The organism is Photobacterium iliopiscarium (genome assembly GCF_003026395.1).
In the GTDB taxonomy this organism is placed as follows: Bacteria; Pseudomonadota; Gammaproteobacteria; order Enterobacterales; family Vibrionaceae; genus Photobacterium; species Photobacterium iliopiscarium.
Genome location: NZ_PYOO01000021.1, coordinates 14,554 through 29,817, shown reverse-complemented (window position 1 = coordinate 29,817; position 15,264 = coordinate 14,554). Strand labels below are relative to the sequence as shown.

The window sequence follows — 15,264 nt, the reverse complement described above, 5'->3', positions numbered from 1 at the left end:
GATAGTCGTTTTTAGAACTTTATAGAGGACAAGATAATGCAAGTTATTCTACTTGATAAAATCGCTAACCTAGGTGGCCTTGGCGACCAGGTTAACGTTAAAGCGGGCTATGCTCGTAACTTCCTTATCCCACAGGCTAAGGCAGTTATGGCGACTAAAGCGAACGTTGAAATGTTCGACGCACGTCGTGCAGAGCTAGAAGCTAAAGTTGCTGAGCAACATGCTGCTGCTCAAGCACGTGCTGAAGCACTTAACGTACTTGAAGGTGTAGTTATTGCATCTAAATCTGGTGACGAAGGTAAATTATTCGGCTCAATCGGTACTCGTGACATCGCTGATGCAGTTTCTGCAGCTGGCGTTGCACTTGTTAAGAGTGAAGTACGTCTACCTGAAGGTGCACTACGTACGACTGGCGAATTTGAAGTTAGCGTTCAGCTAAGCTCAGACGTATTCGCAACTGTTAAACTAAACGTTGTTGCTGCTCAGTAATCGCTTTTAGCTTTAATAGTAAAAAACCAGCCTTAGGGCTGGTTTTTTTATGTCTGAAATTTAGGGAATCGTGATTTATAAAGTGTAAATCAGTGAGATTGTGGTGGTGCTGTCGGAATTTTGCATGCCTTCAGGTACCCAAGAATAAGCGGTTTGAGTGTAACCTACGTTTAAAGCAATATTGTCAGTGATCGCATTAGTCGCATTGAAGGTGCTTTCTAAGGTGGTGTTACTTTGCCCTGAAATGACGTTAAATTTAGCACTGAGGGTCAGGTTTTTTAAGGGCTTCCATTGAATATCGATTGTACTTTGTAGCACCATTTCATTAACGACTTCTTGTTTAACAATACTGTCGCTTTTTATCTCATCGAGATTAGGATCTTGGTGGCGAAAGCCAGGGCCAATATCCACTAATGTTTGAAATGTCTCATAGCTAAATAAACGGTAACCGATACCGGTTGAGACGATTGAATCTGCGTAATAAGGCCCATAGCGGTCATCAATATAGCTGCCATTACCATAAAAATAATAACCATCACGGATCATCCGTTTAGACTTTAAGCTGACTGACATTTTACGTTTGTCTTCTTCGCCATCTTTTTTTGCCATGATGAACTTAGCATCACCGTTAGTTTGATAGCGGCCTTTAGTATAGGTTAGTGCAACATTACCATTTAAGGTTTGGGAGTCAGAGTTACCCGATAGTGCTTGATAACCCAAGCCGATAGTACTGGTTAATGGCGAAGGTTCAGTCGGTGCTTCAGGTGTCGATTCTTCACTAGCATGAGCTGCGGTAGTGGCAAGCAAAAGTAATGTGAGTATATATCTTGCCAAAAGTCCTCCGCTGGCAGGGTCGTATAAATCTAGAAATATTGATGCCACATTCTAACGTAAATTTGTCAACGTTTGGTTAGAAATCGTGGGCATACTATTCGTGAAACTAAAAAGGAGGATAATTGTTACCATGGGAAGTGATCAATCGTAATCGTTTATAGCTACGCAGAAGCAGGGGATCGGTTATACTATCGAGCTTCGTTCTTGGTTTTGGTAAATGCACAATTGTTATGACAGATAATCGTAAATCGAAACAATTAAAAGATAATCAAATGGACGCCATTAAGATGCCACCACATTCACTTGAGGCTGAGCAATCAGTACTTGGTGGTTTAATGTTGGATAATGAGCGTTGGGATACTGTTGCTGAGAAAGTGGTTGCGAAAGACTTTTACAGCCGTCCTCATCGGATTATCTTTGAGGCAACCGCAGCCTTATTGGAAGGTGGACAGCCACTTGATTTGATCACTTTGTCTGAACATCTTGAGCGCTCGGATAAACTTGATGGTGTCGGTGGTTTTGCTTACCTTGCTGAATTGGCAAAAAACACCCCGTCTGCGGCGAATATTTTAGCGTATGCTGATATTGTTCGTGAGCGTGCATTGATCCGTGACATGATTGGCGTGGCAAATGAAATAGCCGATGCCGGTTATGATCCACAAGGGCGTACCAGTGAAGATTTGCTGGATATGGCCGAAAGTAAAGTTTTTGCGATTGCTGAACAACGTACCAACGATAAAGAAGGTCCGCAAAACGTCGATACTATTTTAGAGCGTACGCTTGAACGTATCGAGTTGCTTTATCAGTCACCACAAGATGGTGTAACGGGTGTATCAACAGGCTTTACTGATTTAAATAAGAAGACTGCTGGTTTGCAGGGCTCTGATTTGATTATTGTTGCTGCGCGTCCATCGATGGGTAAAACCACCTTTGCGATGAACTTATGTGAAAATGCAGCCATGGATCAAGAAAAACCGGTGCTGATTTTCTCATTAGAGATGCCCGCAGAACAGATCATGATGCGTATGTTGGCGTCATTATCGCGTGTTGACCAAACCAAAATTCGTACCGGACAATTGGACGATGAAGATTGGGCGCGAATATCATCAACCATGGGTATTCTGATGCAAAAGAAGAATATGTTCATTGATGATAGTTCAGGCTTAACACCGACAGAAGTACGTTCTCGTGCACGTCGTATTGCACGTGATAATGGTGGTCTTAGTATGATCATGATCGACTATCTTCAGTTGATGCGTGTGCCAGGACTACAAGAAAACCGTACTCTAGAGATTGCTGAAATCTCACGTTCGCTTAAAGCATTAGCGAAAGAATTAAATGTGCCTGTTGTTGCCCTCTCTCAGCTTAACCGTTCGTTAGAGCAACGGGCAGATAAGCGTCCTGTAAACTCCGATTTGCGTGAATCTGGCGCTATCGAGCAGGATGCTGACTTAATCATGTTTATATACCGTGATGAGGTTTATCACGAAGACAGTGCCCTTAAAGGGATCGCTGAAATCATCTTAGGTAAACAACGTAATGGTCCAATTGGTACTGTGCGTTTAACGTTCCAAGGCCAGTTCTCTCGCTTTGATAACTATGCTGGTCCAGCCTTTGATGAAGAGTAAGCCTTAAAAATTATTTAGGATATTGGATGAAAGCTGCAACTGCACATATTGATACCCAAGCTTTGGCACATAATCTGAGTCAAATCCGCCTGCAGGCACCAAAGAGTAAAATTTTAGCGGTTGTTAAAGCCAATGCATATGGACATGGGTTATTAGATGTGGCGAAAAGCCTTATCGATGTTGATGCTTATGGTGTGGCGCGTATAGAAGAAGCCTTAATATTACGCGCTGGTGGCGTAGTAAAACCGATTCTATTATTAGAAGGTTTTTATGCGCCAACCGATCTTCCTGTCTTGGTGATTAATAATATTCATACCGTGGTGCATTCGATAGAACAACTCGAAGCGTTAGAACAGGCTGAGCTGGATGCACCTGTACGTGTATGGGTAAAAATAGACACGGGTATGCACCGACTTGGATTACGTCCAGAACAAGTACCTGAGTTTATGCAACGCTTAAATGACTGTGATAATGTTGCTAAACCATTACGATTTATTAGTCATTTTGGTAATGCTGATAATCTAGAGAGTGATATTACCGTAAGCCAAATTGAATGTTTCTCAACTTTAATTAAGCCTTATCAAGGTGAGCGTTCGTTAGCGGCGTCGGCAGGTATTTTAGCGTGGCCAGCTAGTCACTTTGAATGGATCCGTCCTGGCATTATTATGTATGGCGTGTCACCATTTGATGAATTAGAACGTTCAGCATCAAACTATAATCTACAACCGGTTATGACGTTAACATCGAGCTTAATTGCTGTTCGTGACGTTAAAAAAGGTGAACAAGTTGGTTATGGTGGCATTTGGACCTGTGAGCAAGATACTAAAATGGGTGTTATTGCTATTGGTTATGGTGATGGTTATCCACGTTGTGCGCCTAATGGTACACCAGTGATGGTTAATGGTCGGATTGTGCCAACGGCTGGGCGTGTTTCAATGGATATGTTGACAGTAGATTTAGGACCGAATGCGACCGATAAAGTAGGTGATGAAGCTATTTTATGGGGTAAAGGTTTACCTGCTGAAGTGGTAGCACAATATACAGGTGTTATTGCTTATGAATTAATGACTAAGTTGACGCCTCGAGTGGCAATGACTTATTCATAAAAAGATTAGCCGTGGTTTAGTCTGCGGCTTTTTTTTAGTTAAAATTTATGCGTCCCCCAATATTCATAACGATTTGTTGTATATCTTCGTCATTTGAAAATGATTTAACCTACGCTAAAATAATGATTCAATTGGCTGATATCTGCTGAAAATAATAATATACGATACCATTTGTTAGTGATTGAATTATAATTGAATTTTACTTTATCTGGGGTGGTATGAGGTGAAAATCACATGCTCTCGGGGTAAAATGAATCATTTTGTGATACCACATCGCTATTTATCTATCGATGAGACCTTTTAGTTTAATTAGTGATTACCATTATCATCTTGCTGATAAATACAGGTATGATGCATCATATTTTCGTGACCTGACGCAATGACGATAATACGATGTTAACGTCATAATTGGTTGTAACAGATAGTATTATTAGAAACCTAGTCATCTAGGGTCAATAGCATAGATCGAGGATCTTTTGAAGGCGGTATGCTTCGAGGGATGAACATAACAAAATCAGGAACATTATTATGTTAAACAACATCAATCCAACGCAAACTAAAGCGTGGCAAGCACTGACTGCCCATTTTGAACAAGCTAAAGATTTTGAATTAAGCGATTTATTTGCTAATGATAGCGAGCGTTTTGCCAAATTTTCTGCTCAGTTTGGTTCTGATATTTTATTAGATTACTCTAAGAACCTGATCACTGAAGAAACGTTGACTAAGCTGTTTGCATTAGCAAAAGAAACTGAGCTTGATGCTGCCATTGCGGATATGTTCAACGGTGTGAAAATTAACCGTACTGAAGATCGTGCTGTACTCCATGTTGCGTTACGTAACCGTAGTAATACGCCAATCATTGTTGATGGCGAAGATGTTATGCCTGCCGTTAATGCCGTATTAGCGAAGATGGAAAGTTTTACTAACCGTATTGTAAGTGGTGAGTGGAAAGGCTACACCGGCAAAGAAATCACTGATGTCGTTAATATCGGTATTGGTGGTTCAGATCTTGGCCCTTACATGGTTTCAGAAGCATTAGCTGCGTACAAAACACGCCTAAACATGCACTTTGTTTCTAACGTTGATGCGACACACATTGTTGAAACGCTAAAAGATTTAAACCCTGAAACAACGTTGTTCCTTATTGCATCTAAAACCTTTACTACTCAAGAAACCATGACTAACGCATTGTCTGCGCGTGATTGGTTCTTAGCAATGGCGGAAGATAAAGCACACGTTGCAAAACACTTTGCTGCACTTTCTACTAATGCAGAATCTGTGGCTGAATTTGGTATCGATACTGATAACATGTTTGAGTTCTGGGATTGGGTGGGTGGTCGTTACTCACTATGGTCTGCAATTGGTCTTTCTATTAGCTTAGCGGTAGGTTTTGATAACTTTGTTAAGTTATTGGAAGGTGGTCATGCAATGGATAACCATTTTGCAACTGCGCCACTAGAGCAAAAATTACCTGTAATTCTAGCGTTAATTGGTATTTGGTATAACAACTTCCACGGCGCAGAAACTGAAGCAATTCTACCTTACGATCAATATATGCACCGTTTCCCTGCTTACTTCCAACAAGGTAACATGGAATCAAACGGTAAATATGTCGACCGTGGTGGCAAGCCAGTAGATTACCAAACAGGTCCTATCATTTGGGGTGAGCCAGGAACGAATGGTCAACATGCGTTCTATCAACTTATTCACCAAGGCACGAAGTTGATTCCATGTGACTTTATTGCACCTGCTATTAGCCACAATCCATTAGGTGATCATCACCCTAAACTAATGGCGAACTTCTTCGCGCAAACTGAAGCATTAGCATTTGGTAAGAGCCGCGAGACAGTAGAAGCTGAATTTGTGGCTGCCGGTAAATCACAAGCAGAAATCGATGAACTAGCTGAATTTAAAGTGTTTGAAGGTAATCGTCCAACAAACTCAATTCTGCTTAAAGAAATTACGCCATACACATTAGGTGCATTAATTGCATTGTATGAGCACAAAATCTTTACCCAAGGTGTTATTTGGAACATCTTCAGTTTTGACCAGTGGGGCGTAGAACTTGGTAAGCAATTGGCTAATCAAATTTTACCTGAGCTAAATAGTAATGAAGGTGTTGTAAGCCACGATAGTTCAACTAATGGTTTGATTAACGCATTCAAACAATGGCGTGCATAATGCCTATTATTGGTTAATGTAATTGACCGATAAAATAAAACGCCGCAATCGTGATGATTGCGGCGTTTTTTTGTTTTTGGCGTTAGCGCAGTTATAGCGTGATAACGTCGCTAGCTTGCGGGCCTTTCTGACCATCAGTTACGATAAATTCAACATTTTGGCCTTCACGTAAAGTTTTACGTCCTTGTGCTTGAATAGCACTGAAGTGAACAAATACATCTTTACCATCGGCAGCAGAAATAAAACCAAAGCCTTTATCATCGTTGAACCACTTTACGGTTCCAGTCAGTTTACTCATGTACGTCTTTCCCTTATAGACTAATAGTAGTAGTCATAGCTTATAGGTAACTAGGTGCTTATGACGAATTCAGTCTAGATCGAATTTATGACAATGAGTAGTGTTTTATTGTGCTTTTATGTCTTAGTTAACGATAATTTATTTTAAAGAGAAAGGCGCTGCAAGGAAGGGAGAGAAAAGATCAGAAGGTGCCATCACTGATAGTGACAGCACTATTGGATAATCATGCGTTTTTAGTTTGCTGACATTTATGACAAATGCCATGGCTTTCAACCACGTGGTGCTTGATCATGAAACCATATTGTTCTGATTTTTGGCGTAAAAGTTTTGCCAGTTCATCATCATGGATTTCTTCAACAAACCCACATTCATCACAAATTAATAATTGTGAGCAATGATCGGCATGGCCAAGAACACAACAAGCGATATAGCTATTGGTTGATTCTACTTTGTGAACAAAACCTTGTACTAGCAGAAAATCTAACGCGCGATAAACCGTCGGGGGTTTCGCTTGTGGTTCTGATGCTTTGAGTAAATCAAGTAACTCATAAGCACTAATAGAACTATGATGATTAATGATCAGTGCCAGTACTTTTAATCGCTGCGGGGTCATTCTAACCCCTCGTTGCTCACAGAGCTGTTGTGCTTTGGCTAGCAGTTGAGTTTGAACCGTCATAGAGCCTCAAAAAAACGTCATTAAGGTTTTATTTTATCACAGCTGTCTACAAACATACTCACACTTAGCAATCAACCGTCATGAAGGCCAAGATTCCGTGTAAATGATCACATTATAAGAGGGTAGACAAAAGCAGATGTCGCAAAAAAGAGGCTTTGAGTTTTAATGATTATAAATTTTCATTATAAAGTTTAGTAAACCACATTGAATTTCAATAGATTTGTTATAAGGACGTAGGGATGTATTATTCGCATAATTAATGCTGTTCTATAAATATTATTTAGATTAAACGTCAGGTTTTTATACGTTTAAGCGTCAGAATAGTTACTGTAAAACAGCGTGATTGTGCTAGAACGTACTGAACATTGGGTTGTTACGTATCTTAAAAACACGATTATTAAAGCATTACAAAAACTAATGCCAAGGTTGCATTTTTTTTCATTTCTCAAGTTGTTTAAAATACCTATAATGACGCCCATCGTAACGTGACCGACGCCTTAAGTACTTAGTGATTAGGCAATGGTTATATATAAATGCTTAATCTTTTAAGGTAAAAAAAATGTCTGTTATCATTACTAAAATCGTTGCTCTTTACACGCCTGTATTCTCTACAATGTACAAAAGCGGTAATATGACTAAGTAACATTTTGCAGTAGGGTCAATCATCGACCAGCAGCGAAAAGAATTTAGAGAAAGGCCTTGAACACTGTTCAAGGCCTTTTTTGTTATATGGATTTTATAATTAAATATTTTGTTATGAGTTTCAGATAGGATTTGAGTTATTGGGTAATCATGGAGGAGGTTGTTATTTTAGGGTAGAATCCGCGCCTAAAAAGATATTTTAGGGACGGTTATGTCCCCTAAATTGTTCTTTATCCGTCCCTTATCGCTAAAAAGCCAAAATCGGATGAAGTATATTGCAATACCCGTAAGTGGTATTTGCCATAACCACTTAATATGTAAGGAATATTGTAATATGTATCCATCAACTCGTTTCTCAGTCGCACCAATGCTGGATTGGACTGATCGCCATTGTCGTTATTTCCATCGTCTAATGAGTAAAGAAGCTCTGTTGTATACCGAAATGGTAACGACAGGCGCAATTATTCACGGTAAAGGTGATTTCTTAGCATATAACGAAGAAGAGCATCCATTAGCATTACAACTTGGTGGTTCAAATCCGGTTGATCTTGCTCGTTGCGCCAAATTAGCCGCGGATCGTGGTTATGATGAGATCAACTTAAACGTTGGTTGTCCATCAGATCGCGTTCAAAACGGTATGTTTGGTGCTTGTTTAATGGGTGAGGCTGAACTAGTAGCGCAATGTGTAGCAGCAATGCGTGAAGTGGCTGACATTCCTGTAACCGTTAAAACCCGTATCGGTATAGATGAGCAAGATTCTTATGAATTTCTAAGTCATTTTGTTGGAACTGTGTCAGAAAAAGGTGGTTGTGATAATTTTATTATTCATGCACGAAAAGCATGGCTTAAGGGCTTGAGTCCAAAAGAAAACCGCGAAGTTCCACCTTTAGATTACCCGCGCGTATATCAATTAAAGCAAGATTTTCCACAGTTGACCATGGCTATCAATGGTGGCATCAAAACCTTTGAAGAAATGGAACTGCACCTACAACATTTAGATGGTGTTATGGTGGGTCGTGAAGCTTACCAAAGTCCATATTTAATGGCGGAAGTGGATCAACGTTTATTTGGTAGTGAGCGTCCAATAATGAAACGCCGTGAAGTCATTGAAGCGATGTACCCTTACATTGAACGTCAGTTAGCCAATGGTTCATACTTAGGTCATATTACTCGTCATATGCTAGGTTTATTCCAAAGTATGCCTGGTGCTCGTCAATGGCGTCGTCATATTAGTGAAAATGCGCATAAGCCAGGGGCTGGGATTGAAGTGGTACAACAAGCGTTAGCGAAAATTCCTGCTGAGCTAGATGTGTAATTATTCATCCAGAGATAATTATTTCAGTGGTGAGTTTTACTTAGCATTAGGTAAAATTAACCAATAAATAGTAAACGCCAATTCTTTACCGAGTTGGCGTTTTTTATGCGCATGAAAAATAACGTAAAATAATTATTTTAGAGTTGGCGTGAATTGTGCAATATAGTTAAGTAATAATGAATATAACTCTGGGGTTTCATTTTGATACCGCAGAAATAAAAAGGATAGTCTATGTTTGAGTTCCTATTTTTGGTTGCTTTTACATTGGTACTGATATTTACCGGTGTTAGTTTGATTGGTGTTCTCATTGCGGTTGCAGCAGGTTTTGCGGTAATGGCGGTTGTGGGTATGTTGGGGCTTGTCTTTAAATTATTGCCGTGGATCATCGTGATAGCATTAGGTATTTGGTTCTTTCGAGAGCGTAATGCAGATAAGCAACATCAAGATCGGATGTCACGTTACCGTCGTCACTAATGCAATTAATTGCAACTAACTGCTATTGATTGCGATTGATTGCAGAGTTTTTATACCGCTTCTGATATAATTTTGTGCGATTAATTACATAAAATGATAAGAGCGGAGACTCAGCATGAAAAAAGTGGTGCTTTCACTTGCAGCAGCAATGACGCTAGCAGCAGCCCTTCCAGCCCAGGCTGATACCTTACTAGGTGTTAAAGTGGGTGCGGATGCATGGTTTACAAACGCAAAAGTAGATGGTCACAAGAGTGATGATACATCGACATCTTACTATGCATCTTTTGAGCACTTTATCCCTTTAGTGCCAAACGTAATGGTACGTTATAACGATATCAATGCGGGTAATGTGAAATTTGAGCAAAGTGATTTTACTGCTTACTATGAAATTCTAGATAACGATTTAGTTGCGTTAGACTTAGGTGTAACAATGTCTAAATTTGCTGGCGTTAAAATCCAGCAGAATAATAGTTTTAGTGATTGGCAACCAACTATTTATGGTAGTGCTGAACTGGGTATTCCAGCAACACCACTTACTGTATTTGCTCAAGCGAATGCAGGTAAATATGACGGTACACGTTTATTTGATGGTCAAGCGGGTGTGAAATTCACATTAGATTTAATTGCCGCAGATCTTAACCTTCGTGCGGGTTACCGTATGATGGATTATGACTTTAAAAAATCAAACACTGGTGATGTTGACCTCGATGGTTGGTTTGCTGGTGTAGAAGTTGATTTCTAATTAACGTCAGCTTTCATTGTGTGATCTAATTATAAAACCACGATTATTTCGTGGTTTTTTTATTGGCACTAATCCCGTTTATGTACCATTTTTAAAGGTAAGCAAACTGATTATATGTGTGATGCACAATATCAGTATTAGGGAGGAGTAAGTGATGACATTAACTGAATTGAAACACCTATACGCTGACCAAGATCTTGTTGAAGCACTCATCGAACCATCAATTAATAGTGGTTATATCGTTGAATTTCGCCATCGTCGCGGCGGTTTAGTACCATTAACGGATATTAGTGGTAGTGAACAATGCTATGGTGATATTGACAGTGCTACTCAACAAGCATTTGAAGTTGGTTTTCAACAAGTTAGAATTGCTGACGAATACTAAGTCCTGCCTTTATTTCCCCATTCTAAACCCAAATAGTGTTATCGCTATTTGGGTTTTTTGTACGATTAACCTTACAAATGGTTATAAAACATTCTTATCTATTCTTTCTTGTTATTAGTTTAAATGGCTACTCTAACATAACGCAATGAATAGGGATCGTCGTGCTATGTCAATCAACCAACTATCAGCTTTAGCTAGCCCACTTAATGATCAACAAATAGATCAGCTTAAGCTAGCCGCAGCAGAATCATCACCACAACAACTGGCTTGGATCAGTGGCTATTTTTGGGGGTTGAGCCAATCTCAATCATCAACAACGGCATCTGTTCCAGCATCAAATGTACTGACTGCTGCAAAACCTGCGGGTAAACTAACCATTATTTATGCCTCGCAAACAGGCAATGCTAAAGGTGTCGCCCAAGCGTTACAACAGCAAGCTCTCGCGCAAGATATTGCGGTGAATCTTGTCTCTGCGGGGGACTATAAGGGAAAAAATCTTAGTAAAGAAACCCATGTCATTATTATTGCTTCCACACATGGAGAAGGTGAAGCCCCTGATGATGCGATTGAACTGCACCAGTTTTTACAGTCAAAAAAAGCCCCTCAATTATCGAATTTACACTACGGCGTGATTGGGCTCGGTGATTCTAGTTATGAATTTTTCTGCCAAACCGCCAAAGATTTTGATCGCTACTTAGCAAAACTGGGTGCGAAGCCGATGCTTGATCGCCTTGATTGTGATGTTGACTATGAAGCGGCCGCCGCAGAGTGGCGTACACAAGCATTAGCTAAAACCAAACAAACCTTATCAACGGGTGAAGCGGAAGTCGTTCAGTTGCCAGTGGGGAAAAATGTCACATCAGTTGCCACTTACACTAGGCAAAATCCTTATACGGCCAGTTTATTAGTAAGCCAGAAAATCACTGGTCGCCATTCAGATAAAGATGTGCGTCATATTGAAATTGATTTAGAAGGTTCAGGCTTAAGCTATCAAGCGGGGGATGCACTGGGGGTGTGGTTTGACAATGATCCGCAATTGGTTGATGCCATATTAGCGAAACTTGCCTTAGATGCGGCCACTACCGTAGATGTTGATGGCAGTAACTTATCTATTCGTGATGCGTTGATTAGCCATTATGAAATTACCGCATCAAATCCACAGTTTGTGACCCAATATGCCAAACTCTCTGGCAGTAAAAAATTGCAAAAGCTGGTGGATGATCGTGAAAAATTGCGAGAGTATGCGGCTAATAACCAAATCATTGATGTTTTAACGGCTAAGAAGACGGTATTAACTGCCACCCAATTAATCAGTTTATTACGTCGTTTAACGCCCCGCTTATATTCCATTGCTTCCAGCCAACAAGAAGTGGGTGAAGAAGTGCATTTAACGGTTGGTGTGGTTAAATTTTTCCAAGGTGATGAGCAACGCCAAGGTGGCGCATCTAGTTTCTTAGCACAACGTCTACAAGAAGGCGCGGCTGTGAAAGTGTTTGTTGAAACCAATCATAATTTCAAGTTACCTGTTGATGATAATACGCCAGTGATCATGATTGGTCCTGGTACGGGAATTGCGCCTTTCCGTGCCTTTGTGCAAGAGCGTGATAATCGAGAAGCAACAGGTAAAAACTGGCTATTTTTTGGCGATAGAACCTTTACTGAAGATTTTCTTTACCAAGTTGAATGGCAGAAATATCTAAAAGACGGGGTGGTGGATCAAATAGATGTCGCATTTAGTCGAGATCAAGCCGAGAAAATCTATGTTCAACAGCGCATTTTAGAACAAGCACCACAAGTGTGGCAGTGGTTACAAGCAGGATCGCATGTTTATGTGTGTGGTGATGCAACCCACATGGCCAAAGATGTTCATCAAGCCTTGTTAACCGTTATTGAACAGCAAGGAAAGAAAACGCGCGAGCAAGCAGAGCAGTATCTCAATGAACTGCGTAAAGATAAACGCTATCAAAGGGATGTGTACTAATGACAGAGCAAAAATTATCAGACAATGAACGTCTAAAACGTCAAAGCAATTTTCTTCGCGGCACTATAGAGCAAGATCTTGATGATCGCATCACTGGGGGATTTAACGCTGATAACTTTCAATTAATTCGCTTTCATGGCATGTATCAGCAAGATGATCGTGATATTCGCGGCGAGCGCGCTAAACAAAAATTAGAACCGCTCCAAAATGTGATGTTACGGGCGAGAATGCCGGGGGGCGTGATCACGCCTAAACAATGGCTAGCAATTGATAAATTTGCTGATGAGCATACTTCTTATGGCAGTATTCGCTTAACTACCCGTCAAACATTTCAGTTCCATGGGGTGTTAAAACCTGACATTAAACTGATGCATCAAACATTAAATAGTATCGGTATTGATTCCATCGCAACGGCGGGGGATGTAAACCGTAACGTGTTGTGTACCACCAACCCTGTTGAATCTGAGTTGCATCAACAAGCGTATGAATGGGCAAAAAAGATCAGTGAGCATCTACTGCCTAAAACCCGTGCTTATGCTGAAATTTGGTTAGACGGTGAAAAGCTTGAGACAACGGATGAAGAGCCTATTTTAGGCAGTAATTATTTACCGCGTAAGTTTAAAACGACGGTGGTTATTCCGCCGCAGAATGATGTTGATGTCCATGCTAATGACCTGAATTTTATCGCAATTGCAGATAATGGGAAATTGGTAGGTTTTAATGTGTTAGTTGGCGGTGGCTTAGCAATGACTCATGGTGACCACGCTACTTATCCTCGTCGAGCGGATGATTTCGGGTTTGTACCTTTAGATAAAACCCTTGATGTCGCCACTGCTGTAGTTACTACTCAACGTGATTGGGGAAACCGTTCTAACCGTAAAAATGCCAAAACTAAATACACTATTGATCGGGTTGGCGTGGCGGTATTTAAAGCAGAAGTTGAGTCACGAGCCGGGATTACCTTTGAAGCCAGTCGACCGTATGAGTTTACCGATCGTGGTGATCGTATTGGTTGGGTTGCGGGCATTGATGGTAAGCACCATTTGGCGTTATTCATTGAAAATGGTCGCTTATTGGATACACCAAGCAAACCTCTTAAAACGGGTATGGCAGCAATAGCTAAGGTCCATGGCGGTGATTTTAGAATGACGGCCAACCAAAATCTGATTGTTGCGGGCGTGTTAGCAAAAGACAAAGCTAAGATCGAAAAGATCGCGCGTGATCATGGCTTGATGGATGACAGTGTCAGTGAGCAGCGAAAAAATTCGATGGCATGTGTTTCACTACCGACTTGTCCATTAGCGATGGCTGAAGCAGAACGTTTTCTACCTGAGTTTGTGACTGATGTTGAAGGTGTTTTAGAAAAGCATGGCTTAGACGAAGACGAAAATATCATTCTGCGTGTTACTGGCTGCCCCAATGGTTGTGGTCGCGCGATGTTGGCTGAAATAGGCTTAGTCGGTAAAGCGCCTGGGCGGTATAACCTTCATTTAGGGGGTAATCGAAATGGTACTCGAGTACCTAAAATGTACCGTGAGAATATTACCGTCGCTCAGATCATGGATGAAATAGATGATTTAGTCGGTCGTTGGTCGACGGAGCGTCAAGAGAATGAAGGCTTTGGTGATTTCACTATTCGTGCTGGCATTATTGATGAAGTGAAAATATCGATGAGGGATTTTTATGCATAAATGTCAACTGGCTGAGTTACTTGAACTGCCAAAAGTGAGTCAAATTATTCAGCTGGCTGAAATTAATGCCATGCTGGAAACCATGACTGCACAACAGCGAGTGCTATGGGCGCTTGATAATCTTGACGGCGAGTTTGCATTAGCATCTAGTTTTGGGATTCAATCGGCAGTGATGTTGCATTTAGTCACTGACGCTAAAACGGATATTGCGGTGGTGCTTACCGATACGGGCTATTTATTTGCAGAGACTTATCAGTTTATTGATAGTTTAACTAAACAACTTAATTTGAATTTATATATTTATCGCGCTCAACACAGTGCCGCATGGCAAGAAGCACGTTATGGTCAATTATGGCTCCAAGGTGTTGATGGTATTAAACAATATAATCAATTAAATAAAGTAGAGCCGATGCGGCGGGCATTGAATGAGCTTAATGTGGGAACGTGGTTTTCAGGATTACGTCGTGAGCAAGCCGATTCGCGCGCGACGTTACCTGTATTGGCGATTCAAAATGGCCGTTTCAAGTTTTTACCCGTGATAGATTGGACTAATGATGATATTGACGCCTATTTGCAACAACATCAGTTACCTTATCATCCGTTAAAACAACACGATTATTTATCTGTCGGTGATATTCATACTACGGTCAAATGGCAGCCGGGAATGACAGAGCAAGAGACGCGCTTTTTTGGTCTAAAACGTGAATGTGGCTTACATGAAGATAATGACACTGAATCACAAGGTTCAGGCATTTAGTTTCGTTTTATGGTGAGCTTATAAATAAAAACAAGGCAGCGTATCGACGCTGCCTTGTGGGTTAT

Annotated in this window: 14 protein-coding genes; 11 read left to right on the top strand and 3 right to left on the bottom strand. The window is 40.7% G+C overall.

Annotated features, from left to right (window positions below; genetic code table 11):
* The first annotated feature begins 36 nt into the window (after window positions 1-36).
* Window positions 37-489 carry a 50S ribosomal protein L9 gene (gene rplI / locus C9J51_RS18440; protein WP_045038398.1) on the top strand — a complete coding sequence of 151 codons (453 nt, stop codon included), beginning with the start codon at window positions 37-39 and terminating at the stop codon, window positions 487-489.
* A 75-nt stretch (window positions 490-564) separates the two neighbouring features.
* Here rplI and C9J51_RS18435 read toward each other — a convergent pair whose 3' ends face one another.
* On the bottom strand, window positions 565-1,323 hold the full coding sequence (locus tag C9J51_RS18435) for a DUF481 domain-containing protein (protein WP_045038399.1): 759 nt from the start codon (window positions 1,321-1,323) through the stop codon (window positions 565-567).
* A gap of 230 nt (window positions 1,324-1,553) precedes the next feature.
* Here C9J51_RS18435 and C9J51_RS18430 point away from each other — a divergent pair, with 230 nt between their 5' ends.
* The 3 genes from C9J51_RS18430 (at window position 1,554) to pgi (ending at window position 6,238) form a co-directional block, all read left to right on the top strand.
* Window positions 1,554-2,951 carry a replicative DNA helicase gene (locus tag C9J51_RS18430; RefSeq protein WP_045038400.1) on the top strand — a complete coding sequence of 466 codons (1,398 nt, stop codon included), beginning with the start codon at window positions 1,554-1,556 and terminating at the stop codon, window positions 2,949-2,951.
* Between the two features lie 26 nt (window positions 2,952-2,977).
* Window positions 2,978-4,057: an alanine racemase gene (alr, locus tag C9J51_RS18425; protein ID WP_045038401.1), complete on the top strand. Its 1,080-nt coding sequence runs from the start codon at window positions 2,978-2,980 to the stop codon at window positions 4,055-4,057.
* 528 nt (window positions 4,058-4,585) lie between these two features.
* On the top strand, window positions 4,586-6,238 hold the full coding sequence (gene pgi / locus C9J51_RS18420) for a glucose-6-phosphate isomerase (RefSeq protein ID WP_045040779.1): 1,653 nt from the start codon (window positions 4,586-4,588) through the stop codon (window positions 6,236-6,238).
* A gap of 91 nt (window positions 6,239-6,329) precedes the next feature.
* Here the strand turns inward: pgi and C9J51_RS18415 are convergent, their stop codons facing one another.
* Window positions 6,330-6,536 (bottom strand): cold-shock protein, encoded by a 207-nt coding sequence (locus C9J51_RS18415; protein ID WP_045038403.1) that lies wholly within the window; start codon window positions 6,534-6,536, stop codon window positions 6,330-6,332.
* Window positions 6,537-6,759: 223 nt separating this feature from the next.
* A complete protein-coding gene (zur, locus tag C9J51_RS18410; RefSeq protein WP_045040778.1) occupies window positions 6,760-7,212 on the bottom strand; it encodes a zinc uptake transcriptional repressor Zur in 453 nt (150 codons plus the stop codon).
* Between the two features lie 976 nt (window positions 7,213-8,188).
* Between zur and dusA the strand changes: the two genes are divergently transcribed.
* The 7 genes from dusA (at window position 8,189) to C9J51_RS18375 (ending at window position 15,199) form a co-directional block, all read left to right on the top strand.
* Window positions 8,189-9,169, top strand: a complete 981-nt coding sequence (dusA, locus tag C9J51_RS18405; protein WP_045040777.1) for a tRNA dihydrouridine(20/20a) synthase DusA — start codon at window positions 8,189-8,191, stop codon at window positions 9,167-9,169.
* A gap of 231 nt (window positions 9,170-9,400) precedes the next feature.
* Window positions 9,401-9,643, top strand: a complete 243-nt coding sequence (gene pspG, locus C9J51_RS18400) for an envelope stress response protein PspG (RefSeq protein WP_045038406.1) — start codon at window positions 9,401-9,403, stop codon at window positions 9,641-9,643.
* Between the two features lie 115 nt (window positions 9,644-9,758).
* A complete protein-coding gene (locus tag C9J51_RS18395) occupies window positions 9,759-10,385 on the top strand; it encodes a TIGR04219 family outer membrane beta-barrel protein (RefSeq protein WP_045038407.1) in 627 nt (208 codons plus the stop codon).
* Between the two features lie 154 nt (window positions 10,386-10,539).
* Window positions 10,540-10,770, top strand: coding sequence for an RNA-binding protein (locus tag C9J51_RS18390; protein WP_045038408.1), 231 nt, complete (start codon window positions 10,540-10,542; stop codon window positions 10,768-10,770).
* A 166-nt stretch (window positions 10,771-10,936) separates the two neighbouring features.
* Window positions 10,937-12,751 (top strand): assimilatory sulfite reductase (NADPH) flavoprotein subunit, encoded by a 1,815-nt coding sequence (locus C9J51_RS18385; RefSeq protein WP_045040776.1) that lies wholly within the window; start codon window positions 10,937-10,939, stop codon window positions 12,749-12,751.
* The gene (cysI, locus tag C9J51_RS18380; protein WP_045040775.1) at window positions 12,751-14,442 is read left to right on the top strand and encodes an assimilatory sulfite reductase (NADPH) hemoprotein subunit; all 1,692 of its coding nucleotides are present in this window, start codon (window positions 12,751-12,753) and stop codon (window positions 14,440-14,442) included. Before C9J51_RS18385 ends, cysI begins: the two co-directional genes overlap by 1 nt.
* Complete coding sequence (locus tag C9J51_RS18375) at window positions 14,435-15,199, top strand: phosphoadenylyl-sulfate reductase (protein WP_045040774.1); 765 nt, start codon at window positions 14,435-14,437, stop codon at window positions 15,197-15,199. The genes cysI and C9J51_RS18375 overlap by 8 nt, the downstream gene beginning before the upstream one ends.
* Window positions 15,200-15,264 lie beyond the last annotated feature (65 nt).